General features: G+C 65.9%; 32 protein-coding genes and 2 other RNA genes. 20 read left to right on the forward strand and 14 right to left on the reverse strand.

Annotation, left to right across the window (positions count from 1 at the left end; all coding sequences use genetic code 11):
• Window positions 1-71: 71 nt before the first annotated feature.
• The 7 genes from Q0316_RS14400 (at window position 72) to Q0316_RS14430 (ending at window position 5,038) form a co-directional block, all read left to right on the forward strand.
• Window positions 72-1,133 carry an aminotransferase class V-fold PLP-dependent enzyme gene (locus tag Q0316_RS14400; protein ID WP_298673690.1) on the forward strand — a complete coding sequence of 354 codons (1,062 nt, stop codon included), beginning with the start codon at window positions 72-74 and terminating at the stop codon, window positions 1,131-1,133.
• On the forward strand, window positions 1,130-2,200 hold the full coding sequence (locus tag Q0316_RS14405; protein WP_298673968.1) for a cysteine desulfurase family protein: 1,071 nt from the start codon (window positions 1,130-1,132) through the stop codon (window positions 2,198-2,200). Before Q0316_RS14400 ends, Q0316_RS14405 begins: the two co-directional genes overlap by 4 nt.
• Window positions 2,197-2,532 (forward strand): 2Fe-2S iron-sulfur cluster-binding protein, encoded by a 336-nt coding sequence (locus tag Q0316_RS14410; protein WP_298673692.1) that lies wholly within the window; start codon window positions 2,197-2,199, stop codon window positions 2,530-2,532. The genes Q0316_RS14405 and Q0316_RS14410 overlap by 4 nt, the downstream gene beginning before the upstream one ends.
• A 42-nt stretch (window positions 2,533-2,574) precedes the next feature.
• Window positions 2,575-2,841, forward strand: coding sequence for a hypothetical protein (locus Q0316_RS14415; protein ID WP_298673695.1), 267 nt, complete (start codon window positions 2,575-2,577; stop codon window positions 2,839-2,841).
• A 38-nt stretch (window positions 2,842-2,879) separates the two neighbouring features.
• Window positions 2,880-2,977, forward strand: an RNA gene (ffs, locus tag Q0316_RS14420) — signal recognition particle sRNA small type.
• 124 nt (window positions 2,978-3,101) lie between these two features.
• On the forward strand, window positions 3,102-4,718 hold the full coding sequence (locus Q0316_RS14425) for a DNA polymerase III subunit gamma/tau (RefSeq protein WP_298673697.1): 1,617 nt from the start codon (window positions 3,102-3,104) through the stop codon (window positions 4,716-4,718).
• Window positions 4,715-5,038: a YbaB/EbfC family nucleoid-associated protein gene (locus Q0316_RS14430; protein ID WP_298673699.1), complete on the forward strand. Its 324-nt coding sequence runs from the start codon at window positions 4,715-4,717 to the stop codon at window positions 5,036-5,038. Before Q0316_RS14425 ends, Q0316_RS14430 begins: the two co-directional genes overlap by 4 nt.
• Window positions 5,039-5,065: 27 nt before the next feature.
• On the opposite strand, the gene Q0316_RS14435 is transcribed toward Q0316_RS14430, so the two are convergent.
• From Q0316_RS14435 to Q0316_RS14450, 4 genes are all read right to left on the reverse strand, one after another.
• Window positions 5,066-5,605, reverse strand: a complete 540-nt coding sequence (locus tag Q0316_RS14435) for a DUF3617 domain-containing protein (RefSeq protein ID WP_298673702.1) — start codon at window positions 5,603-5,605, stop codon at window positions 5,066-5,068.
• A gap of 102 nt (window positions 5,606-5,707) precedes the next feature.
• A complete protein-coding gene (gene mtgA, locus Q0316_RS14440; protein ID WP_298673704.1) occupies window positions 5,708-6,385 on the reverse strand; it encodes a monofunctional biosynthetic peptidoglycan transglycosylase in 678 nt (225 codons plus the stop codon).
• A gap of 58 nt (window positions 6,386-6,443) precedes the next feature.
• Window positions 6,444-7,346: an RNA polymerase sigma factor RpoH gene (rpoH, locus tag Q0316_RS14445; protein WP_298673707.1), complete on the reverse strand. Its 903-nt coding sequence runs from the start codon at window positions 7,344-7,346 to the stop codon at window positions 6,444-6,446.
• Window positions 7,347-7,412: 66 nt separating this feature from the next.
• Entirely contained in the window at window positions 7,413-8,360 is a 948-nt protein-coding gene (locus tag Q0316_RS14450; protein WP_298673708.1) for an RluA family pseudouridine synthase, read from the reverse strand.
• Window positions 8,361-8,370: 10 nt separating this feature from the next.
• On the opposite strand from Q0316_RS14450, the gene Q0316_RS14455 reads away from it, so the two are divergent.
• From Q0316_RS14455 to Q0316_RS14505, 11 genes are all read left to right on the forward strand, one after another.
• The gene (locus Q0316_RS14455) at window positions 8,371-8,793 is read left to right on the forward strand and encodes a Mov34/MPN/PAD-1 family protein (RefSeq protein ID WP_298673709.1); all 423 of its coding nucleotides are present in this window, start codon (window positions 8,371-8,373) and stop codon (window positions 8,791-8,793) included.
• Window positions 8,794-8,854: 61 nt separating this feature from the next.
• A complete protein-coding gene (locus Q0316_RS14460; RefSeq protein WP_298673710.1) occupies window positions 8,855-9,499 on the forward strand; it encodes a histidine phosphotransferase family protein in 645 nt (214 codons plus the stop codon).
• A 39-nt stretch (window positions 9,500-9,538) separates the two neighbouring features.
• Window positions 9,539-11,845 (forward strand): chemotaxis protein CheW, encoded by a 2,307-nt coding sequence (locus Q0316_RS14465; protein ID WP_298673711.1) that lies wholly within the window; start codon window positions 9,539-9,541, stop codon window positions 11,843-11,845.
• Window positions 11,842-12,267: a chemotaxis protein CheW gene (locus Q0316_RS14470; RefSeq protein ID WP_298673712.1), complete on the forward strand. Its 426-nt coding sequence runs from the start codon at window positions 11,842-11,844 to the stop codon at window positions 12,265-12,267. The genes Q0316_RS14465 and Q0316_RS14470 overlap by 4 nt, the downstream gene beginning before the upstream one ends.
• A 64-nt stretch (window positions 12,268-12,331) precedes the next feature.
• Entirely contained in the window at window positions 12,332-12,697 is a 366-nt protein-coding gene (locus Q0316_RS14475) for a response regulator (protein WP_298673713.1), read from the forward strand.
• A 55-nt stretch (window positions 12,698-12,752) separates the two neighbouring features.
• Window positions 12,753-13,769 (forward strand): chemotaxis protein CheB, encoded by a 1,017-nt coding sequence (locus Q0316_RS14480; protein WP_367179698.1) that lies wholly within the window; start codon window positions 12,753-12,755, stop codon window positions 13,767-13,769.
• Entirely contained in the window at window positions 13,766-14,632 is an 867-nt protein-coding gene (locus tag Q0316_RS14485) for a protein-glutamate O-methyltransferase CheR (protein ID WP_298673718.1), read from the forward strand. Before Q0316_RS14480 ends, Q0316_RS14485 begins: the two co-directional genes overlap by 4 nt.
• A gap of 47 nt (window positions 14,633-14,679) precedes the next feature.
• Window positions 14,680-15,369: an N-acetylmuramoyl-L-alanine amidase gene (locus tag Q0316_RS14490; RefSeq protein ID WP_298673720.1), complete on the forward strand. Its 690-nt coding sequence runs from the start codon at window positions 14,680-14,682 to the stop codon at window positions 15,367-15,369.
• A 12-nt stretch (window positions 15,370-15,381) separates the two neighbouring features.
• Window positions 15,382-15,758, forward strand: an RNA gene (gene rnpB / locus Q0316_RS14495) — RNase P RNA component class A.
• Between the two features lie 133 nt (window positions 15,759-15,891).
• Entirely contained in the window at window positions 15,892-16,428 is a 537-nt protein-coding gene (locus tag Q0316_RS14500; protein ID WP_298673722.1) for a J domain-containing protein, read from the forward strand.
• Window positions 16,425-16,724, forward strand: coding sequence for a (2Fe-2S) ferredoxin domain-containing protein (locus Q0316_RS14505; protein WP_298673724.1), 300 nt, complete (start codon window positions 16,425-16,427; stop codon window positions 16,722-16,724). Before Q0316_RS14500 ends, Q0316_RS14505 begins: the two co-directional genes overlap by 4 nt.
• A 7-nt stretch (window positions 16,725-16,731) precedes the next feature.
• Here Q0316_RS14505 and Q0316_RS14510 read toward each other — a convergent pair whose 3' ends face one another.
• The 9 genes from Q0316_RS14510 to Q0316_RS14550 all read right to left on the reverse strand — a co-directional run bounded on the left by Q0316_RS14510 (window position 16,732) and on the right by Q0316_RS14550 (window position 20,237).
• Window positions 16,732-17,145 (reverse strand): SufE family protein, encoded by a 414-nt coding sequence (locus Q0316_RS14510; protein WP_298673725.1) that lies wholly within the window; start codon window positions 17,143-17,145, stop codon window positions 16,732-16,734.
• Window positions 17,146-17,214: 69 nt separating this feature from the next.
• Entirely contained in the window at window positions 17,215-17,454 is a 240-nt protein-coding gene (locus Q0316_RS14515; RefSeq protein ID WP_298673728.1) for a hypothetical protein, read from the reverse strand.
• Window positions 17,455-17,469: 15 nt separating this feature from the next.
• Window positions 17,470-17,715, reverse strand: a complete 246-nt coding sequence (locus Q0316_RS14520; RefSeq protein ID WP_298673729.1) for a hypothetical protein — start codon at window positions 17,713-17,715, stop codon at window positions 17,470-17,472.
• Between the two features lie 50 nt (window positions 17,716-17,765).
• Window positions 17,766-18,101, reverse strand: coding sequence for a hypothetical protein (locus Q0316_RS14525; RefSeq protein WP_298673732.1), 336 nt, complete (start codon window positions 18,099-18,101; stop codon window positions 17,766-17,768).
• Window positions 18,102-18,119: 18 nt separating this feature from the next.
• Window positions 18,120-18,422, reverse strand: a complete 303-nt coding sequence (locus Q0316_RS14530) for a hypothetical protein (protein ID WP_298673734.1) — start codon at window positions 18,420-18,422, stop codon at window positions 18,120-18,122.
• 32 nt (window positions 18,423-18,454) lie between these two features.
• Window positions 18,455-18,838, reverse strand: a complete 384-nt coding sequence (pspC, locus tag Q0316_RS14535) for an envelope stress response membrane protein PspC (protein WP_298673735.1) — start codon at window positions 18,836-18,838, stop codon at window positions 18,455-18,457.
• On the reverse strand, window positions 18,838-19,125 hold the full coding sequence (pspB, locus tag Q0316_RS14540; RefSeq protein ID WP_298673738.1) for an envelope stress response membrane protein PspB: 288 nt from the start codon (window positions 19,123-19,125) through the stop codon (window positions 18,838-18,840). The genes pspC and pspB overlap by 1 nt, the downstream gene beginning before the upstream one ends.
• A gap of 1 nt (window position 19,126) precedes the next feature.
• The gene (pspA, locus tag Q0316_RS14545) at window positions 19,127-19,807 is read right to left on the reverse strand and encodes a phage shock protein PspA (protein ID WP_298673741.1); all 681 of its coding nucleotides are present in this window, start codon (window positions 19,805-19,807) and stop codon (window positions 19,127-19,129) included.
• Between the two features lie 82 nt (window positions 19,808-19,889).
• Window positions 19,890-20,237 carry a hypothetical protein gene (locus Q0316_RS14550; RefSeq protein WP_298673743.1) on the reverse strand — a complete coding sequence of 116 codons (348 nt, stop codon included), beginning with the start codon at window positions 20,235-20,237 and terminating at the stop codon, window positions 19,890-19,892.
• Here Q0316_RS14550 and pspF point away from each other — a divergent pair.
• Together pspF and Q0316_RS14560 are read left to right on the forward strand one after the other, a co-directional pair.
• Entirely contained in the window at window positions 20,208-21,257 is a 1,050-nt protein-coding gene (pspF, locus tag Q0316_RS14555) for a phage shock protein operon transcriptional activator (protein WP_298673747.1), read from the forward strand. The two genes, Q0316_RS14550 and pspF, sit on opposite strands and share 30 nt — an antisense overlap.
• 62 nt (window positions 21,258-21,319) lie before the next feature.
• Window positions 21,320-21,931: a superoxide dismutase gene (locus tag Q0316_RS14560; RefSeq protein ID WP_298673750.1), complete on the forward strand. Its 612-nt coding sequence runs from the start codon at window positions 21,320-21,322 to the stop codon at window positions 21,929-21,931.
• A 65-nt stretch (window positions 21,932-21,996) separates the two neighbouring features.
• Here Q0316_RS14560 and Q0316_RS14565 read toward each other — a convergent pair whose 3' ends face one another.
• The gene (locus Q0316_RS14565) at window positions 21,997-22,605 is read right to left on the reverse strand and encodes a septation protein A (RefSeq protein WP_298673753.1); all 609 of its coding nucleotides are present in this window, start codon (window positions 22,603-22,605) and stop codon (window positions 21,997-21,999) included.
• Window positions 22,606-22,640 lie beyond the last annotated feature (35 nt).

The raw sequence follows: 22,640 nt of genomic DNA on the forward strand, positions 1-22,640 counted from the left end.
TGTAGCGCCGGGCGATGCGCGCTATATAGGGCACGTCAGCGGATTTGGAACGAGTTTTGCCGGAACAAGCTGTGCAGTCGCGTCTATATCTCGATCATGCCGCCACCACGCCGATGACGGCGGGGGCGATCGCCGCCGTCGCGCGGGGGCAGGGAATGTGGGCGAACCCGTCTTCCCCCCATGCGGAGGGGCGCGCCGCGCGCGCCGCGCTGGAGGAGGCGCGCGCCGCGATCGCCGCCGCTTATGGCTGGCGATACGAGACCTTGCTGACGAGCGGCGCGAGCGAATCGCTTGAGATCGCGCTCGGGCGATCCCTGGTCGAGCGGCGGATCGTGTCGGCGGTGGAGCATGATGCGGCGATCCGCGCGGGCGGATTGGCGCTCTCGGCGGCGGTGAAAGCGGATGGCGTGATCGACCTAGACGCGCTGTCGGCAGCGGTTTCGGGCGCGCCTGCACTCGTCTGCCTGCAATGGTGCAACAGCGAAACCGGGGTGCGCCAGCCGATCGCGGCGGCGGGGAGAATCGTTCATGCCGCTGGCGGGCTGCTGCTGGTCGATGCGGCGCAAATGCCCGCGTCCGGCGAGCTTGCGGAGCACGCGGATTTCGTGGCGCTTTCCGCGCACAAGCGCGGCGGGCCGCCGGGGATCGGCGCGCTCTTGGTGCGCGATTTCGCCACGCTCCGGCCCACCGGCGGGCAGGAGCGCGGCTATCGTCCGGGGACGGAAAACCTGCCCGCGGCGCTCGGCTATGCCGCCGCGCTGGCGGAGCCGGAGCCGGATCATTCGGCGTTGCGCGCGCGGCTCGACGATGCGATTCGCCGCTCCGGTGGGATAGTCGTGGGGGAACAAGCGGCGCGCCACCCGGCGATCGGCAGTTATCGCCTTCCCGGCCTTGCCGCGACCGCGCAACTGATCCGCTTCGATCTTGCTGGCATCGCGGTTTCCGCGGGCAGCGCCTGCGCCAGCGGCAGCATGAAGCCGAGCCATGTGCTCCGCGCGATGGGGTGGAGCGAGGAGGAGACCCGCGAAGTGGTGCGCGTGAGCTTCGGGCGCGGCACGACGGGCGAGGATGTCGATCGCTTCATCGCCGCATGGCGCGATGTGGCGCGGCACGCGCGGCGGCTCGCGGCATGATCTATCTCGATTATCAGGCGACCACGCCGCTCGCGCCCGAGGTGTTCGAGGCGATGGTGCCATGGCTGCGCGACGATCACGCCAATCCGCACTCGGCCCATTCCGCCGGGCGCAAGGCGAAAGCGGCGATAGAAGTGGCGCGCGCGCAGATCGCCGCGCTCTTGCCGGCTGGCGGTCGCGTGGTCTTCACCTCGGGCGCGACAGAGGCGCTTAACTGGGCGATCAAGGGCGTCGGCGGCCCGATCGCAACGATCGCGACCGAACATGCGGCGGTGCTCGATACCGCGCGGGCGGCTGGCGAAGCGCGGATCGTTCCCGTCGACCGCGATGGGCTGGTCGATCGCGCCGCGCTGGCCGGGGCGCTCGGGGGGACAGCGCTGGTCGCCACCATGCTGGTCAACAACGAGATCGGCGTGATCCAGCCGATCGCGGAGGTTGCCGCCCAGGCCCATGCCGCCGGCGCGCTGATGCTGTGCGACGCGGTGCAGGGCTATGGCCGGGTCGCCATTCCCGATGGTTGTGATCTGATCGCGCTTTCCGCGCACAAGATCCACGGGCCGAAAGGCGTCGGCGCGCTATGGATTCGCGATGGCGTTACGCTGGCACCGCTGCTCCATGGCGGCGATCAGGAGGGCGGGCGCTCGGGAACGCTCAGCCCCGCGCTGTGCGTCGGCTTCGGGGTCGCTGCGCGGCTGATGGCGGCGCGCGCGGAGCGGGATCGCGCGCATGTCGAGCGATTATGGTCACTGGCGACCGATCGGCTCGCCGGGTGGACGATCAATGGCGCGCTGGCCGGGCGCTATCACGGCAATCTCAACGTGCGCCGGGCGGGCGTGGACGTGAACCGGCTGATGTCCGATTGCCGCGATATCGCCTTTTCCGCCGGATCGGCCTGCGCCAGCGGCTCTGGGCGGCCCAGCCATGTGCTCAAGGCGATTGGCCTGAGCGATGTGGAGGCGCGCACGTCGATCAGGCTTGGTTTCGGGCGCTATACGACTGAGCAGGAACTGGAGACGGCACTCGCCCGCATCATCGCGGCGGCGGACGCGCAAAGGATCGCGGCATGACGATGAAAGTGCGATTCGTGGCGATTGACGGCACGGTGAGCGAGGTCTCCGCCGCCGCCGGGGAAAGTCTCCTCGAAGTCGGGCAGCGTAATGGTCAGCCGCTGGAGGGGACGTGCGAGGGCCAGATGGCCTGCGCCACCTGCCACGTCATCGTCGACGCGACCGATTTCGATCGCCTTCCTCCCGCGACCGAGGATGAGGAGGACATGCTCGATCTCGCCTATGACGCGACCCGCACCAGCCGCCTGTCGTGCCAGATCGTCCTTTCCGAGGCGCTCGACGGCCTGACTGTGAGATTACCAAAAGGTTCACGGAACATGCAGGGCCGGTAAGCCAGAATCCGGCTCATGTGGAAAAGGTTAGGAGTGAGCCACATGAACAGGATGATCCTTGGCCTTGCCGGTATGATGGCGGCGGGCGCTTTCCTCCCCGCGGCCGCGCAGGCGCAGGACTGGCGTGGTGACGGCTATTACCAGAACCACGATCGCCACTGGCGCGGTGACAATGGCCGCCATCGCGGATGGGATCGTGGATGGGACCGCGGCCACGGCTGGAATCGCGGGCCGAAATGGCGCCGCATTTGCGAATGGCGCGGGCACTATCGCCCTCGTCGCGTCTGTTATCGCGTTCGCGGCTGGTAACATGGCTTGAACCCGCCGCCCGGCTCCGCCATATGGCGCGCGGGAGTCGGGCGGACGTGGTCGTCGCCAACCTGGTCAGATCCTGACGGAAGCAGCCACAACGATTTCGCCGCGGGTCGTTCCGGCTCCCACCGCGCGTTGCGCAAGCGATGGCGAAACTATCGCGAAGATCGGCAATGCGCGATGAATGCGGCTGACGAATGTGATCGCAGGGTCTATCTAACCGCGGTGACCCAGTTCGATCTCCCCCGCGCCAGCCGATGAGCGATTCACTCGGCCTCGACGAACCGCCCCAGCCGCAGCGCGGTGGCGATGCCTATCGCGTGCTCGCGCGGAAATATCGGCCGCAGACCTTCCCCGCGCTGATCGGGCAGGAGGCGATGGTGCGCACGCTGGAAAATGCGATCCGGCGCGATCGCATCGCCCATGCCTTTCTGCTCACCGGCGTGCGCGGGGTGGGGAAAACCTCCACCGCGCGGCTTATCGCCAAGGCGCTCAACTGCGTCGGCGAGGATGGGCAGGGCGGCCCCACGATTGATCCGTGCGGCAAATGCGAGCCTTGCCGCGCGATCGCGGAGGGGCGCCATATCGACGTGATCGAGATGGACGCCGCCAGCCACACCGGCATCGACGATATCCGCGAGATCATCGAGGCATCGCGCTACGCCGCCGTCTCCGCGCGATACAAGATCTACATCATCGACGAAGTCCACATGTTGTCCAAGGCCGCCTTCAACGGACTGCTCAAGACGCTGGAGGAGCCGCCGGCACATGTGAAATTCCTGTTCGCCACGACAGAGGTGAACAAGGTGCCGGTCACCGTGCTGTCGCGCTGCCAGCGTTTCGATCTGCGCCGCATTCCGGCAGAGAAACTCGCGGATCATTTCGCCTGGGTCTGCGCCGAGGAAGCGGTCGAGGCCCAGCCGGAAGCACTGGCGCTGATCGCCCGCGCGGCGGAAGGATCGGCGCGTGACGGGCTGTCGATCCTCGATCAGGCGATCGCCCATGCGGACCTGGAGGGCGGCGGCGTATCCGCTGCGGCGGTGCGCGATATGCTCGGGCTTTCCGATCGTGGCGCGGTGCGCGATCTGCTCGGGCTGTTGCTTGCCGGGGATGCGCCGGGGGCGCTCGTGGCGCTGCGGCGGCAATATGATCTGGGCGTCGATCCGCAATCGGTGTTCCGCGCGCTGCTGGAGGCGGTCCATGGCGTAACATTGGTCAAGGTCGGCACGGCGGCGGACCCGGCACAGCCGGAGGATGAGCGCGGCGCTTATGGCGAATGGGCGGGGCGGCTTTCCTTCGCGATGCTTCATCGGCTGTGGCAATTGCTGCTGAAGGGGCATGACGAGGTCGCGCGCGCCGCGATGCCGATCGAAACGGCGGAGATGGCGCTGCTGCGCGTCGTTCATGCCTCGACGCTCCCCGATCCGGGGGAACTCGCCCGGCAGATCGCCAGTGGCGGCATCACGGTGAACGGCCCGGCGGTGGCCGCACCTGCCAGAAGCGAGCGCCCGGCGAGCGAGTTCGCCAGCCTGATGGCGCTGCTCCCGGAGCGCGGCCATCACGCGCTTTATCATCGCCTGCGCAGCAACGCCCGGCTGGTAAGGATCGCGCCGGGGGAGATCGCATTCAGCGGCTCCCGCCCGGTTTCCGCCGATACGCTGACTGAATTCGCGCAGGTGTTGAAGGCAGAAACCGGGCGCGCGTGGAAGATCGCGATGGTCGACGAACCGGGCGAGCCAAGCATGAAGGAGGCTGATGACGCGGCCGATGAAGCGGCGCGTCAGGCGATCCTCGATTCCCCGATCGTGGCGGCGGCGCGTGCCGCATTCCCCGACGCAGAGCTTATTGATTGGCCCAAACGGAGCGTATTGTGAAAGACTTGAACGATATTCTTGCCATGGCTCAGAACGTGCAGAACGAACTGACCAAGGCGCAGGACAATCTCGACACGATCGAGGTGGAAGGGGCTGCCGGTGGCGGGCTCGTCAAGGTGAAGGCATCCGCCAAGGGCCGCATCATCGCGGTGTCGATCGACGAATCGCTGCTTCAGCCATCCGAAAAGCAGATGGTCGAGGATCTCGTTGCCGCCGCGCTCAACGATGCGCGTGCCAAGGCCGATGCGGCCTCCTCCGCCGAAATGGCGAAGATGACCAGCGGCCTGCAATTGCCGCCGGGCTTCAAGCTGCCGTTCTGAAGCGGCGCGTCGCGGCGGGAGGGAGGATTACCCCTCCGTCCCGTCACATGCGCCGATCCGGGCGCCCCTGATCTTCGTTCTGGTGGTGATGCCCTGGCCGCTCATATCCACCTTGGCAATGCCGACCAGATCATAGCCGCTGCCGCTGAAATCACCCGATATCGTGTTGTGGATCGTGCCGGATCCGGATGCGCCGCCTTGGCAGGTCATCGCGGCGTCGAGCTTCCCGTTCCTGATCTCGAACCTGTCGTAACGACATGATTTCGTGCCATTGCCGCCGAGCAGTTCCTCCGGCGGTCGTTCGGCCTGCGCGCTGGTCACACATGTCTCGACGGTCTGTTTGCCGGCGTGCCTTTTCATCATATCGGCGGCGGGCGGCGGCACATTCGCGATATCGACCGAATCGACCGATATTTCGGTCCGCCATTTGCCCGGTTCCATCCGCATCGCCTTGCTGGCGGCGACGGCCACCTGCGCGACGGAGGCGTTTTCGGCTTTCACCTCGGGCTTGTTGCCGCAGCCGGCGAGGGCGAGCGGAACGAGCGCCGCCGCGTAAAACCGTTTCATCCCATCCTTCTCCCTGTTCGGATCGAGAGGCAACGTCCGCGAACGGCGGTTGTATCCCGCGACGATCTCAAAGGGAGCGGGCGTGTTGCCCTGGGTGAACGGTTATTTCAGGCAGGCGTCGAGCCCATCGCGCTTCACGATGCCGACATAGCGCGCGAGCGCATTGCCATGGCGCCGCACGAAGCCGTTCGGGTCCACCGCCTCGCGCTTCTTGGGTAGCGGCAGCACCGCCGCGATGCGCGCGGCCTCCAGCGGCGTAAGGTGCGCTGCCGAATGGTTGAAATAGCGCATCGCGCCGGCTTCGGCGCCATAGGTGCCGATCCCGGTCTCCGCGACGTTCAGATACATTTCCATGATCCGCCGCTTGCCCCAGATCGCTTCGATAAGCATCGTGAACCACGCCTCGAACGCCTTGCGGACATAGCCGCCGCCCTGAAACAGGAAGACATTCTTCGCCGTCTGCTGGCTGATGGTGGAGCCGCCGCGGATGCGTTTCCCCTCCGCGTTGCGATAGGCCGCGCCCGCGATCGCCTTGAAATCAAAGCCGTGGTGCGAGCAGAAGCGCGCATCTTCGCCCGCGATCGCCGCGCGCGCCATATTGGGGTCGATCTCGCTCAGCGGTCGCCATTGCTTGGTGATCGAATGCCCGGAAAGCATATCGCCCAGCATGGTGAAGGTGAACGGCGTCGGCACGAAGCGCAGGATCGCGACCCACAGCACCGACAGCCCGACGAACCACAAGGCGGCCTTGCCGCAGATACGAAGCAGACGAGCGATCATTCGTCAGCGTTAGCCGAGCAACATGATCGCCAGCAATGCTCCGTCGTGCGCCGCCAGATCAGGCCGCCAGCAGCCGCTTTTCGCCCGCAAGGCGCATCATCGCCTTTTGCAGCTTCTCGAACGCGCGCACCTCGATCTGGCGAACGCGTTCGCGGCTGACGCCATAGACCTGCGAAAGCTCCTCCAGCGTCTTGGGGTCGTCGGTCAGGCGGCGCTCGGTCAGGATGTGCTTCTCGCGATCGTTCAGATCATCCATCGCGGAGACGAGCATTTCATGGCGCACATCGGCTTCCTGCGCGTCTGCCACCACCGCATCCTGCAATGGTGCGTCATCCGCCAGCCAATCCTGCCACTGGCCTTCGCCATCCTCGCGCATCGGCACGTTGAGGCTGGTGTCGCCGCCCATCGCCATGCGGCGATTCATGCTGACGACATCCGCCTCGGTCACGCCGAGATCGGTCGCGATCTTCTGCACGTCCTCGGGGCGAAGGTCGCCGTCCTCGAACGCGTCGAGCCGGGCCTTCATGCGGCGCAGATTGAAGAACAATTTCTTCTGCGCCGCGGTGGTACCCATCTTCACGAGGCTCCACGAACGCAGGATGAACTCCTGGATCGAGGCCCTGATCCACCACATCGCATAAGTGGCGAGGCGGAAGCCGCGATCGGGCTCGAATTTCTTCACGCCCTGCATCAGGCCGATATTGCCTTCGGAAATCAGCTCGCTGACCGGCAGGCCATAGCCGCGATAACCCATCGCGATCTTGGCGACGAGCCGGAGGTGCGAGGTGACGAGCTGCGCCGCAGCCTCGGTATCGCCGTGCTCCTGAAAACGCTTCGCGAGCATATATTCCTGCTCGGGCGCCAGGATGGGGAACTTCTTGATCTCGGCGAGATAGCGGTTGAGACTCTGCTCTCCGCCGAGCGCAGGGATCGTCGCGGGGACGTTGCTGCGGTTTGCCATGATCCTACCCTTTCCCTTTCCCGGAAAGTTCGCGGCCCCAACGGGGCGCCGCGTCGCTTCCCTGATCTATACGTTGAGCTGAATGAACAGTTCCTGCATGTCAGCAGGCATCGCGCTTTCGAATGATAAAGCACTTTTTGTTATAGGATGAATGAACCCCAGCCGCGCGGCGTGCAAGGCCTGTCGCTTGAAACCGAGCGTTTCGAGAATCTGACGATGCGCCTGCTTCGTCCGGCCATAGACCGGATCGCCGAGCAGCGGATGGCCGATCGAGGCCATATGCACGCGCACCTGATGCGTCCGCCCGGTTTCGAGCCGGCATTCCACCAGCGCGGCGGCGCGCAGCCGCTCCACCGTGCGATAATGCGTCACCGCGCGTTTGCCGGTGCGGACGATCGCGATCTTCTTGCGGTTCTGCGGGCTGCGCGCGAGCGGCGCGTCGACGCTGCCCGCCGGCGGCATCGGATGCCCCGAAACGATCGCCAGATAGCGCCGGTCGATCGAATGATCGGCGAACTGCTTTGCCAGCCCCTCGTGCGCGCGATCGGTTTTCGCCGCCACCATCAGCCCGGAAGTATCCTTGTCGATCCGGTGGACGATGCCGGGCCGCGCGACCCCGCCGATGCCCGAAAGCGATCCCTGGCAATGATGCAGCAGCGCGTTGACCAAAGTGCCGTCGAGGTTGCCCGCCGCCGGATGGACGACCAGCCCGGCGGGCTTGTCGACGACGATCAGATGCTCATCCTCGAACGCGATGACGAGCGGGATATCCTGTGCCTCGTTATGCGCGGGCACCGGATCGGGGACGGACACCGCGAAAATCTCGCCGGCGCTTGCCTTTCGCGCCGGTTCGCGGACGAGTTGCCCGTCGCGCACGACCTTGCCGCCCGCGATCAGCACCTTCAGCCGTTCCCGCGAAAGCGTGGGGACGGCATCCGCAAGCGCGCGATCGAGCCGCCAGCCATCGGCGCCCGCGGCGATCGTCGCTTGAATGACAGTGATCCCCCGGTCCATTGTGTCTTAGATGGATAGGACGCCCCCGATTTCAAGATCGTTGCTCGAACGGCTCATCGCAGACGCGGCGGCGAGCCGGAACGAGATATGCGGCCTGCTGCTGCGCGCGCGCGATGGCCGCATCCGGGCGCAGGCGTGCGGCAATGTTCACCCCACGCCGGCGATCCGCTTCGAGATTGATCCGGCTGCCCTGCTCGCCGCCCACCGCGCGGCGCGCGGCGGGGGCGGCGCGGTGATCGGCAACTATCATTCCCATCCGTCGGGTGACGCCATGCCGTCTGTCACCGATGCGGCGCGGGCCGCCGCCGATGGCGCATTGTGGCTGATCGTGGGCGGCGACGGCGAGGTTCGGGCGTGGCGCGCCGTCAGCGACGGGGCGATGCACGGTCGCTTCGATCCGTTGAATATCGTGGTGGACGAGGCTTGCGCGTGACTCCGCGCTTCGCCACAACGCCGGCCACTTCGGCGCCCGTCGAAGCCGGAAAGGGACGAATATGACGATCAGCCCGGTCGATTTTGCCAGCCTGCTGTGTTCGCGGCTGTGTCACGACCTGCTGTCCCCCGTGGGCGCGCTGAACAACGGGCTGGAGTTGCTTGCCGACGAAACCGATCCGGCGATGCGCGATCGCTGCCTCGAATTGCTGAACGACAGCGCGCGCGCCTCCGCCAACAAGCTGAAATTCTTCCGCCTCGCCTTCGGCGCCGGCGGCGGCTTTGGTGACCAGGTGGACACCCGTGAGGCGCAGGTCGCGATCGAAGGGCTGCTTGGCGATAACAAGCGCCTCGAATTGCAGTGGCTGGTCGAGGAGCCGGCGTTTCCCAAGACCGCGATCAAGGTGCTGCTGAACCTTGCGATGATCGCGGGCGACGCGCTGGTGCGCGGCGGCACGCTGGCGATCGGCGGCGAGGATAATGGCGGGGTGATCGAGATCGTGCTGAAGGCGGAAGGCCCGCGCGTCATCCTTGACGACGAACTGCGGCTTGCGCTGATCGCGGGCGCGGATGGACGCGAAGTGACGCCGCGCAGCGCCGCGGCCTATCTCGTCCATTCGCTCGCGGCGGAAACGGGCGGCTCGGTGCAGGTAAGCGCGCCCGCCGATAACGTGCTGCTGTTCGGCGCGACGCTCCATGCGCGGTAAACACTGCCTTAACCGTCGCCGGTGCAGGATCGGCGCGCCATGGATGATTTGCTGCCGGAATTCATCGCCGAAACCCGTGAATCGCTAGAAGCGATCGCGGGCGAGATCGTCGCCTGGGAAGCCGATCCGGCCGATGGCGCGCGGCTGGATGCGATCTTTCGCTTCGTCCATACGGTGAAGGGAAGTTGCGGCTTTCTGGATTTGCCGCGCGTCGGACGGCTCAGCCACGCCGCGGAGGATGTTCTGGCGGCGGTTCGCTCGGGCGAGCGCCTGCCCGATAGCGCGCTGGTCAACGCGGTGCTGTCGATCGTCGACCGGATCGGAGAGATCGTCGAGGCGATCGACGCCGGCGTGTCGCTCGACGACAGCGGTGAGGATGCGCTGATCGCCGCGCTCGATTCGCAATATGCCGGGCCGGGCGAGGGGGACGACGGCGACGGCGACGGCATCGCGCTGATCGCGCAGACCGGCTCGCCCAGCGCGCGCGGGCAGACGCGCAGCATCCGGCTGTCGGTCGATCTGCTCGATCGCATGATGAACGGCGTTTCGGAAATGGTGCTGGCGCGCAATGAACTGGCGCGGCGGCTGCGCGACAATGAGGAGCTTTCGATCGGCGCGACGCTCGATCGGCTTTCGCACACCGTGGCCGAACTGCGCGATACGGTGACCCGCACGCGGATGCAGACGGTCGACGCGCTGTTCTCGGCGCTTCCGCGCGTTGTGCGCGATACGGCTGCGGCACTGGGCAAACAGGTTGCCCTCACGATAGACGGCGGCGCCGTGGAGCTTGATCGCGAGATGATCGAGCTTCTGCGCGATCCGCTGATCCACATGGTGCGCAATGCGATAGATCACGGGATCGAAAGCCCGGCGCAGCGCCGCTCGGCTGGCAAGCGGGAATCCGGGCGGCTCACCGTTTCGGCGCGCCAATCGGGCAATCGCATCCTTGTCGAGATCGCGGACGACGGGCGCGGGATCGACGCCGATCTGCTCGTCGCGCGCGCGCTGGCGATGGACCCGACGCGCGACGCGGAACTTCGCCGGATGAGCGAACGTGCCCGGCTGGAACTGATCTTCGAGCCGGGGCTGACAAGCCGCGATATCGTCACCGATACATCGGGGCGCGGTGTCGGGATGGACGTGGTGCGCACCAATGTCGAGCAGATCGGCGGGCGCATCTCGATCGCCAACCGGCCAGGGCGCGGCCTCAGCATCACGCTGGAAGTGCCGCTGACGCTGGCGATCCTCTCGGCAGTGATCGTCGAGGCGCGCGGCCAGGCGTTCGCGCTGCCGCGACAGGCGGTGGATGAGATCGTTTCGACCCGCGCCGAAATCGTGCGGATTGATATGATCGGGGATGCCCGGATCGCCACGATCCGCGATCGCCGGTTGCCGGTTGTCGAGCTTGACGCGGTGCTCGGTCTGCCACGCGACCTGCCGTCGCTGCTGATCGTGCTGGATGGTCCGGGCGGGAGCTACGCGCTGGCGGTGGATGCGGTGCTCGACACCGAGGAACTGGTCATCAAGCCAGCCGCCCCGGCGGTGATGCGCGCGGGCGTCTATGCCGGGCAGACACTGCCCGATAGCGGCAGGCCGATGCTGCTTCTCGATGTCGCCGGGCTTGCCAGTGTGGCGGGCCTGCAATTCTCCGCCATCGAGCGCGAGGATGAGGCCCTGGTTCAGGCGCCGGTGGAGGAGGGCGTCAAGGCGCTGCTGTTCGACGATATCGATGGTCGCCGTCGTGCGCTCGCGCTCGCGGCGGTCAATCGCATCGAGCCTTTGCCCGTTGAAGCTGTCCATGAAGGCGCCGGCCAATGGTGGATGACGAGCGGGGAGCAGGCGATCCGGCTGGTCTGCGCCGCCGCCCCGCGCGCGCCGGAACGTGGCTGGTCGGTATTGCGGCTGGACGACGAGCTTGGCGCGCTGGCCTATCCGGTGCGCGAGGCGATCGAGATCGTCTCCCTTCCGCCCGAGATATCGCCTGCCGCCGTCCATGGCGTGGTCGCGGGCATCGCGATGATCGGGGGCGAGCCGGTCGAAGTGATTGATCCGCTGATGTTGACCGAGGCGGCATCGCGTGCTCGCGGCGCTCCGCTCTGCCTGCTTTGCGGCGCGGAAGCGGGATGGATGGAGATATTCCTCAAGCCTTCGATCGAAGCGGCTGGATATCGCGTGGTCCGGCGCCTGGGCGTGGGCGAGGTGGCCGATGTGATGCTCGCGATGGATGATGAGGATGAGGTCGGGGCCGGTGAGGCTCGGGTGATCCGGCTTGGCCGCACACCTGCCGATCCATTGTATCGCTATGATCGTGTCGCGCTGGTCGATGCGCTGGGGAATGCGGCATGAGCGACGGTGAACTGCATCTGATCGGCTATCTCGGCGGGCGGGGGGTGCTGTTCAACGCCGCGCAGGTGGAGGCGGTGGTGGATGTCGATGATGTCGTGCCCGCGCCCGGCGCGGCCCCGGCGGTGCGCGGCTTGACCGCGCTGCGCAGCCGGGTCGTCACGGTGATTGATAGCTGGCGGATACTCGGCCTCTCCGCGCCGGCGGGCGGGCGCCATCGTGCGGTTATCACGGCAGTAGATGGCCAGCTTTACGCGGTTTTGCTCGACAATATGGAGGATGTGGCGCCGATGGAGGTCATGCCTCTCACATCGGGCATCGCGATCGGCGATCGCTGGGCCGCCGTGGCGGCTGGGTCCGCGCTGCGCGATGGAGAGCCGATGCTGGTGCTCGATCTTCCCCGGCTGGTTTCCTGCGCGGCATGATTAACCTTGCCGTTACCGCTCTCTGCGATGAGTGCGCGATATTGCGCTCCAACAGGATTGCATCATGAAATCGTGCCTCGTCGTCGATGATTCCAAGGTAATCCGCAAGGTCGCCCGCCATATTCTGGAGGGGATGGATTTCGCGGTGGCGGAAGCCGCCGACGGGCGCGAGGCGCTGGAGCATTGCGTCGCCACACCGCCCGATGTGATCCTGCTCGATTGGAACATGCCGGTGATGAGCGGCATGGAATTTCTCCGCGCGCTGCACGAAACCGCGCTGGCGTCGCGGCCGAAGGTGGTGTTCTGCACCACCGAGAACGGCACCGCGCATATTCGCGCGGCGATCGAGGCGGGGGCCGACGAATATGTCATGAAACCGTTTGATCGGGAAACGCTCGAAAGCAAGCTTCAGATCGTCGGCATCGTCTGATCGGGCGCAGCCGATGCACGGATCGCACCGTCAATCCCGGAAAATCGCGCGACATGTGCCGCGCGTATTGATCGTCGACGATTCAGCCGTCGCGCGCGCGGTGTTGGCGCGGATGACGCGTGAAGGGGGGCAATTCGTGCTCGCGGGGGCTGTGGCGGATATTCCCGCCGCGCTCGCCTTTCTCGCTGGCGAGCGGGTCGATCTCATCCTGCTCGATCTCGAAATGCCGGGGGTCGATGGGTTGACCGGGCTTCCCGATCTGGTTGCGGTGGGGGACGGTGCCAGAATTCTCGTGGTCTCGTCGAATTGCGAGCAGGGCGCGGCGGCGACCGTCCAGGCGCTGGCGCTGGGTGCGGCGGATACGCTGGTGAAGCCGGGCGGGGCGGGCTTCGTCGGGCCGTTCGCGGAAGTGTTGCGCGATCGGATGATGCGGCTCACCGAACGCACGATGCCGCAGGAATGCCTTCCGCTCGCGCCGCATCCCGCGAACGCTCCCTTCGATGTCGTGGCGATCGGCGCCTCCACCGGGGGAATCCATGCACTTTCCGGCGTATTGCGCGCCGTGCCGAAGGCGTTCGATCGCCCGATCCTGATTACGCAGCATCTGCCGGCATCCTTCTCGCCCTATTTCGCCGCGCAGATGGCGGTGCTCGGCAATCGCCCGTGCGAAGTGGCGACTGATCGGCTGCGGCTGATGCCGGGGCGGATCGTCGTTGCGCCGGGCGATGCGCATATCGTCGCGGTTTCGATCGGGGAGAGCGGCTGCGCGGTGCGCTTGTCGGAGGAGCCGGTGCCCAATGGCAACATGCCGTCCGTTGATCCGATGCTCTCCTCGCTCGCGCAGGTTTACGGGCCGAGGATGCTTGCGATCATATTGAGCGGCATGGGGCGCGACGGGCTGGAAGGCGCGATCGCGGTGCGCCGGGCGGGCGGCACGGTGGTGGTGCAGGACGAGGCATCCTCGGTCGTCTGGGGGATGCCGGGCGCCGTCGCCGGGGCGGGCTATGCCGATGCGGTGATGGCGCCTGACGCGATTGGCGAGTTGATCGCGGCGCAGGTGCAGCGCCGATGAACAATCTGCCTGAGCCGGTGAAGGTAAGCGATGAGGCGATCGCGGCGCTCGCCACATTGCTGGAGCAGCGCACCGGGCAATCGCTTTCGTCCTCGCGCACCTGGCGGGTCGATGTCGCGCTGAAGCCGCTGGTCGCCGATTATCGCCTTGCCTCGATCGAGCAACTCGTTCGCCAGTGGCGCGTCGGCGGCGACGCCGCGATGGGCGAGCGGATCGTCGATGCGCTGCTCAATCAGGAGACATCGTTCTTCCGCGATTCCGGCCTCATTGATGCGTTCGCCGATGCGGTGCGGGAGAGCGGGGCCGATCGCCCGCGCCTGTGGTCGGCTGGGTGCGCGTTCGGGCAGGAGCCGTTGTCGCTCGCCATCGCCTTTGCCGAACGCGGGATCGCGGCCGAGGTGCTGGCGAGCGACGTATCGCAAAGCGCGCTGATCCGCGCCCGCGCCGCGCGCTACAGCCAGTTCGAGATACAGCGCGGCTTGCCCGTCACCCGGATGTTGCGCTGGTTCGAGCAGGCGGGGAACGACTGGATCGCGATCCCCGCGCTTCGTTCGGCGATATCCTATCGCCGCCACAATCTCGTCGCGGACGCGCCGCCGGCCGGGCGGTTCGACGCGATCCTGTGCCGCAATGTGCTGTTCTATCTGACGCCGGCATTGCGCGCCCGCGTGCTGAGCCGGCTTGCCGATGCGATGCGTCCCGGCGGGCTGCTCATGCTGGGCGCGGGGGAGACGGTGATCGGCCTGTCGGATCGGTTCGTGCCGAGCAAGCGCTTCCGCGGTTTTTACGAACTCGTGGCGGAAGCGGCGGATAAGCACGTTCGCCATGCGGCCCCCCTTGGTTCCGTGGCCGCATCGGGCTAGCCATGGTCGCGGGGGGCGGTTCGCGCCGTCCGGCACGGGGAAAGGCAATGAAGGTCATCGAGGCGCCGTCGCCCAATTTCGACGAACGCTCGCTGCCGATCACGATGATCGTGCTTCACTATACCGGAATGCAGGATGGCGAATCGGCGATCGCCCGGCTGCGCGATCCGGCGGCGAAGGTTTCGTCGCATTATGTCGTGGCGGAGGACGGCACTGTCCTGCGGCTGGTGGCGGATGAAAAGCGCGCCTGGCACGCCGGGGCTTCGCACTGGCGCGAGATCGATGACGTGAATTCCGCCTCGCTCGGGATCGAGATCGTCAATCCCGGCCATGAATTCGGCTATCGTCCGTTTCCTGATGAACAGATGGATGCGGTGATCCGGCTGGTTCATGATCTGAAGGATCGTTACGCGATCACGCGCGGCAATATCGTCGGCCATTCCGATATCGCGCCCGCGCGCAAGCGCGATCCGGGCGAGTTGTTCCCCTGGGGGAAGCTGGCGCGCTTGCGGCTCGCGCTGCCGCGCCCGACCAGAAATCTGATGGACCCGATGTGGAGCCAGTCCGGCTTCCTGCTCGCGCTGGAGCGTTTCGGCTATGATGTGAGCGATGCCATGGCGGCGATCGTGGCGTTCCAGCGCCGTTTTCGCCCCGAGTTGATCGACGGGGAGATTGATGCCGAATGTCGCATGATCCTGCTCGCGCTGCTTCTTCCCAAGCCGCAGGGAGATGAGTAATAGGGCGTCGCGCCAGAGGGCCGGGCGGCCGCGGCCTCCCGCAAGGGAGGGCGAGGAAAGTCCGGGCTCCATGGAACGACGGTGGCGGGTAACGCCCGCCGGGGGTGACCCCAGGGAAAGTGCCACAGAGAGCAGACCGCCAAACGCCCGGCAATGGGCGCGGCAAGGGTGAAAGGGTGCGGTAAAAGCGCACCGCGCGGCTGGTAACAGCGGCGGCATGGCAAACCCCACCGGGAGCAAGACCGAATAGGGGCGGCATATCGGCGTGTTCCCGCCGGTCGCCCGGGTTGGTTGCTTGAGCCTGTCGGTAACGGCAGGCCTAGAGGAATGGTCGCCCAATCCCGGTTCGCCGGGATGGACAAAACCCGGCTTACAGGCCCTCTGGCGCGCTTAATGCATTGAAAATAGTTATATAAAACCGCCGGTGGTGTTGGCGAAGATGGGCGCCCCATGGCATTTCTTGCGACACGGCACGCTGTCTTGCGGTTGCGTCGCGTCGCGATCGCCTTATGTCGCTTGCCTATGGCGCGATCGAGCAGAACCAATGATTGGGGCTTTCCCCGCTGGCGTGGCTATGGCGCCGGGCGTGAGGCGCAGCAGGTGCGGATCTGCGATCGTCACGGCTGTGACGAGCCGGGCGACTGCCCCGCGCCGAAATCCCCGAACAGCCCCGATCGCTGGTATTTCTGCGAGCGTCACGCGGCGGAATACAATCGCGGATGGAATTATTTCGAGGGGCTGGATGCGGAAGAAGCCGCCGAGCGCGAGGCGGCGGAGCGGCGCACCTCATCCGGCTTCGAGCAGGCGCGCCATTATAGCTGGGGCGGGCCGGGGGACGGCACGCGATCGCGCGACGAGATGCGCGCGCTTGAGGTGCTGGAACTCGAATCGGATGCGGATTTCGAGGCGGTGCGCGGCGCATGGCGGCGGCTTGCCAAAATCTATCATCCCGATCTGCGCCCCGGTGACGCCGAGGCCGCAACCCGTTTCCAGGCGATCCAGGCGGCCTATGAAGTGTTGCGCGTCGCGGAAGAAGCCAAGAGCTGGCGCCCGGCGTGAAGCAGGCGCGAGCGGGATGGCATGGCGTGGCGCTGGTTTGCGGCAAATGCTCGCGCAAGCTGGACGGCGGCTTTGGCCGCAAGGGCCGCACCCCGCTGGCGAAAGTGCTGCGCAAAGCGCCGGGATTGGGCAAAGGCCGCAAGGCGACGATCGGTGTCGTCGAGACGAAATGCCTCGGGCTTTGTCCCAAAAACGCGGTGACGGTGATTGATACGCGCCGCCCTGGCGAATGGCTGGTGGTGGATCGCGGCGAAGACGTAAGCGCGCTCGCCGCCCGCCTCCTGCTCCGCGTCTGAAATGAGGTCAGCCGAGCCGGTTCGCGGTATCGCGGATCAGCGCGATCATGTTCGGGATGCCCTGCGTCCGGTTGGAACTGAGCTGTGCTTTCAGCTCGAACGGGGCCAGCGCCGCTTCGATATCCGTCGATCTTACCTCAGCCGGGCTGCGATCCTGCACCGTCGCCAGCACCAGCGCGATGATCCCCTTGGTGATCGCCGCGTTGCTGTCTGCGAGGAAATGGAGCGTGCCGTCATCGCGTTGCTGCGGATAGACCCACACCGCCGCCGAGCAGCCGCGCACCAGCGTCGCATCCGTCTTGAGCGCATCCGGCATCGGCTCCAGCGCGCGGCCCAGATCAATCAGCAGGCGATAACGGTCGTCGGCGTCGAGGAAATCATATTCGGCGTAAAGCTCGGCAAGATTGGTGCGGTCGGCCATCACCGGCCCGCCTAGAACTTCGCACCCGCCGCCGCAACCGCATGGCGGCAAGCGACGGCGCGATGCGGTTTACAGATCGACGCCGGCAGCGATCGCTTCGAGTTTGCGGATGCGTTCCTTCAGGTCGGCGATCTCGATCCGCGCGGTGGCGCCGGGCGTGCCGGGCGAGCGCATTTCGCTATCAATAACCATCTGCTGCTGCTTGAGCTGGAGCCAGCCGCGCCAGCCCGAATGCGCCGCGGCGGTCAGGATCGCGAGGCCCGCCAGCCCGGCGGATGCCATGGTGAGATAGAAGCTCGGGTCGGTCATTGCTCGACTCCTCGTTCAACGGTCGCGCAGTTCATCAATCTGACGGCTCAGATCGTGGCTGCCGTGATTGTCGGTGATGACACGCTCAAGAACGGCGACGCGCTCCTTGAGCTGGCGGATCTCGTCGCGCGCCGCGATCAGATCGGCCGGGGGCACGATCTGTCCCTGCTGTTCGCGCCCGAGCGCCTTGTAGCGTTCCGAAAAAATCTTGCCCAGTGTCGCGATCAGCACGATCGCCACCACCATCGAAAACGGACCCATCGTCCAGGCTCCCTTGCCTAATCGTTTCTATTCGCGCCGTTCTTGCGGCGTCAGTTCAGTTCGCGATCGTCGCGCAGCCGCTCGATCTCGTGGCTCAGCATGTTGCCGCTGTCGGTCACGATGCGTTCGACGTTCGCCAGCCGGTCCTTGATCGCGCCCAGTTCCGCGCGAAGCTGGCCGTTCTCCTGCGTCAGCAGCCTCACCCGCTCGACCGTCTCGTCATCGCGCTTCGGATAGAGCGCCTGTCCCCATTGCCCGTCGAGCGGATAACCGTTGCGGACCCGCAGCCATGTGTTGAGAACCCAGCCGATCACGCCCGCCACGCCGATGATCGTGATGATCGGGGCGATGCTGGTGATAAGCTCGATCTTGTCGGCGCCGTTCATTCGTTCTTCCCCTCGTATTCAGTGGTCGCGCAGCGCTTCGATCTCGGCGGCGGTGCGGGTCGCGGGATCGGTGGCGATCCGCTCCAGCACGGCGAGCCGCTCCTCAAGCCGTCCGATCTGCCCTGTGAGCTTCTCGTTCTCGTTCGACAGCAGCATGATCTGCCGCTGATCGTCGAGGGAGGCGGCGGCGCGGTTGCGGCGACCCCGGCGATGATCGTCCAGCGGATAGCCGTGCTTCGCCTGCACCCAGGTGCGGAAGGCGCGGCTGCCGAAGACGATCCCGACGATCGCGATCGGCACCAGAAAACCGAATTCGTGCATGGCGTTTCTCTCCGTGCGCCGCGCCCGCTTTTTCAGCGCAGGCTGTCGATCTCTTTGGCGAGTTGCGTATTGCGGCTGGTATAGTGCAGCTCGATGTCGGCCAGCCGGCGATCGAGTTCGCGGAATTTGGAACGGACCTCGGCGGTGGTGCGCTTCGGATTGGAGCGCACGCCCTGCCAGAATTTCTCCTCGTCGCGGTTGTTGTAGAGGCCGATCGGCTTCCTCGGCGTCACCCAGGCCACCACCATATAGGCGATGATGATCCACCATTGCTGCGCGATGAAGACCATCGCGGCGGTGCCAAGGCGCACCCAGAGCGGGTCGATCCCGGTATAGTCCGCGATCCCGGCGCAGACGCCTTTCCATTTCGCGTTCTGCTTATCGAGATAGAATCTCGTGGGGCTGTCCTCGGCCATCAGTTCCTCCTCTGATGCTGGTCTTCCAGCCGATAGTCGCGGTCGCGCGCATAATCGGTGAGTCCAGGGCGGAAATCGGGGTTGTCGGCGGCGACCAGCCGCTCGACGGTGTTCACGCGGTCCTCAAGCCGGCGGGCGAGCGAGTGAAGCTCGTCGAGCAATTGCTCGTCCTCGGTCGTCATCGCGCCGGGGGCCTGCTTCCACTTGGTGACATAATGCATGATGAGCCAGGGCAATCCGATGAACAGGATGCCGCAGACGAACACCGGGACGATCACGTCCTCCATCTCAATTCCCCCCATTCTGTTGGGCGTTCAGCCGGGCTTTCAGCGCGGCCAGCTCGGCATCAATCTTGTCGGCGGATTTCAGCTCGGCGATTTCTTCGTCGAGCGTCTTGGGATGCGCGCCCAGGCCCATCGCGTCGGCGCGCCCCTCGGCCTCGTCCACGCGGCGCTCCAGCATGTCGAAGCGGCTGAACGCCTCGTGCGTCCGCGGGCCGTTCCACATCTCGCGCAGCCGGGTGCGGTTGTTGGCGCTTTCCAGCCGGGTGGCGATATTGTTCTGCTTGGCGCGTGCCTCGCGCAGCTTGTTCTGGAGCTTGGCGATATCCTCCTCCGAGGAGCGAAGCGCATCATCGAGCACCTTCACTTCGGCGCGAAGCTGATCGGCCATGCCGGTGGCGCGCTGGCGCTCGACCAGCGCGGCCTTGGCGAGATCCTCGCGATCCTTGGAAAGGGCGAGTTCGGCCTTCTCCGTCCAGTTCGCCTCCAGCGACTCCAGCTTGGCGATGTGCCGGCGCATTTCCTTGCTGTCGGCGATCGTGCGGGCGGCTGAAGCGCGGACCTCGACCAGCGTTTCCTCCATTTCGAGGATTATCATGCGGATCATCTTCGCCGGGTCTTCCGCCTTGTCGAGCAGCTCGGCCATGTTCGCGGCAAAGATGTCGCGGGTGCGGGAAAAGATGCCCATTCACGAAACTCCAGGATTGCCCCGTTGATATAAACATTCCGCCGGGGCTGGGCGAGGGGGAGCGCGCCCCGGCGGTGGCGATTTACGCGATCGAACGGGCGATCGCGCTCGCCTCGGCGGCGGTTCCCTGGCTTGCCGGGCCGACCGCCATGAACAGCATCGACGCGCTGGCGAGAGCGGTGAGGGCGATGGCGGCGAAGGTGCGGCCGAGGGTGCTGAAGCTGGTCATATATTCCTCCACGATTACGATCTGCGGTTCCGCCATGCGGCGGTTGCCCAGTACGTAGCATATGGCGTGCCAATTCTGTTTTTGGCGGATTTCCAGGACTTTTGGCCAGGCGCGCGAAAAAGTCGCGGCGTCATGCTTGCCAAGCGTTGGGAAATTGCGCCAGATGTTGGCATGGAACGGACCACGCAGGTTATCGGGCAATCGGGCGCATTCCTCGATGCGCTGGAGCGTGCCAGCCGCGCGGCGGCGCTCGATCGCCCGGTGCTCGTCATCGGCGAACGCGGGACCGGCAAGGAACTCGTCGCCGAGCGTCTTCATCGCCTGAGCCCGCGCTGGGATCAGCCGCTGGTGGTGATGAATTGCGCGGCGCTGCCCGAAACGCTGATCGAGGCGGAACTGTTCGGGCATGAAGCGGGCGCCTTTACCGGGGCGGCCAAGGCGCGGGCGGGGCGGTTCGAGGAGGCGCATGGCGGCACCTTGTTCCTCGATGAACTGGGCACGCTTTCGATGGCGGCGCAGGAGCGCCTTTTGCGCGCGGTCGAATATGGCGAGGTGACGCGGATCGGCGCGTCGCGCCCGATGCAGGTGGATGTGCGGATCGTCGCGGCAACGAACGAGCATCTGCCCGGCAAGGTGGAGCGGAACGAGTTTCGCGCCGACTTGCTCGATCGGCTGTCGTTCGAGGTGGTGACCCTCCCGCCGCTCCGCGCGCGGCGTGGCGATATCGCGGTGCTGGCCGATTTCTTCGGGCGGCGCATGGCGGCGGAACTGGGGTGGGAATCCTGGACGGGCTTCGGCCCGGCGGCGCTCGATGCGATGCTCGAATATCGCTGGCCGGGAAATGTGCGCGAATTGCGCAACGTGGTGGAGCGCGCGGTTTATCGCTGGGATTTGACCGATCCGGTCGACGCGATCGAATTCGATCCGTTTGTTTCGCCCTACAGCCCCGGCTCGCCCGGCATGAGCGCGCCGCCGCCCCCCGCCGCACCGCGCCAGGCGGACCGTCCACTACCCGCCGGAGACGAGGAGGAGATCGCGCTCCGCGAGATTGGTCCATCCGATTTCAAGAGCCGGGTGGCGCGGTTCGAAAAGGAATTGCTCACGCGCGCGCTGGCCGAAAATCGCTTCAACCAGCGCGCCACCGCCGATGCGCTGGGGCTGAGCTATGACCAGCTTCGCCACGCGCTTCGTCGTCACGATATGGTCGGAGCGGTTGCGTAACGAGGCCGGGGGAGCCATTTGGGCCGCGTCGCGTTTGCCAACGCGAGACCAAGGAGGATTCAATGGCTTTCGAACTGCCGCCGCTGCCCTATGCCTATGATGCGCTGGAGCCTGTCATCTCCAAGGAGACGATGACGTTCCACCACGACAAGCATCATGCCGCTTATACCGCGAAGCTGAACGAGGCCGTCGCCGCCGACGCCAAGCTCGCGGGCAAGACCATCGAGCAGATTTTCGGCATGATGTCCCAGCTTCCCGCGCCCGTCCGCAATAACGGCGGGGGGTATTGGAACCATGATTTCTTCTGGAAGATCATGGCGCCGAAGGGCTCGACCCAGCCGTCGGGCAAGCTCAAGGCGGCGATCGACGCTTATGGCGGGCTGGACAAGCTGAAGGAAGATTTCAACGGCAAGGGCGCGGGCCAGTTCGGTTCGGGCTGGGCATGGGTGATCGCCGATTCGTCCGGCGCGCTGAAGGTCACCTCCACCCCCAATCAGGACAATCCCCTGATGGACGACGCCAAGGAGCCGGGCACCCCGATCCTCGGCAACGACGTGTGGGAACACGCTTATTACCTCACCTACATGAACGATCGCCCCGGCTATCTGAAGGCGTGGTGGGATGTGGTGAACTGGGACGAGGCCGGTCGCCGCTATGACGCCGCGGTCGCCTGATCGCTGAATCGGCAAGATCAAATCGCGGGGCGGTGCCTGATGCGCCGCCCCGTTTTTTTTGGGGTTCAGCCCTCGGGCGGAATGGTGTCCGGCGCGTTTTCCATCTGTAGGCCGTGCTTCAGCAGCATCGGCACGTTGGCGAACGCGAACAGCAAGGTCAGCGGGATCGCGCCCCACAGCTTGAAGCCGACCCAGAAGTCGGTCGAGCTATGGCGCCACACCGCTTCGTTGAGCACCGCCATGAAGACGAAGAAGATCGTCCAGTTGCGCGTCAGCTTGCGCCAGCCATCCTCGCTCAGCCCCGGATAGGCGGTTTCGAGCAGGCTCTGGAGCAAGGGCCGGCCAGTCGCGAGGCCGAAGCCCAGAACGGCGGCGAAAATGGCGTAAACGAAGGTCGGCTTCATCTTGATGAAGCGTTCGTCGTGGAAATAGATCGTCAGCCCGCCGAACACGAGCACCAGCACGGCCGAGATCAGCAGCATCGGCGACAGCCGCCGTGTCTTGATCCACGACAGGATGAGTGCCACCACCATCGCGACCATGAAGGCGGCGGTGGCGGCGATGATCCGCATGATCGCGGCGCCCGGCGTCAGGAAATTGACCGCAAAGAAAACGAGCAGCGGCCCATAATCGAGCGCCAGTCGGAAACCGGCGGAGGGGGATTTCGTCGTCACGTCAACTCCGTTCGCGCGGCACCTGCCGATGCGCC

Source organism: uncultured Sphingomonas sp., from assembly GCF_937871615.1.
Taxonomy (GTDB): domain Bacteria; phylum Pseudomonadota; class Alphaproteobacteria; order Sphingomonadales; family Sphingomonadaceae; genus Sphingomonas.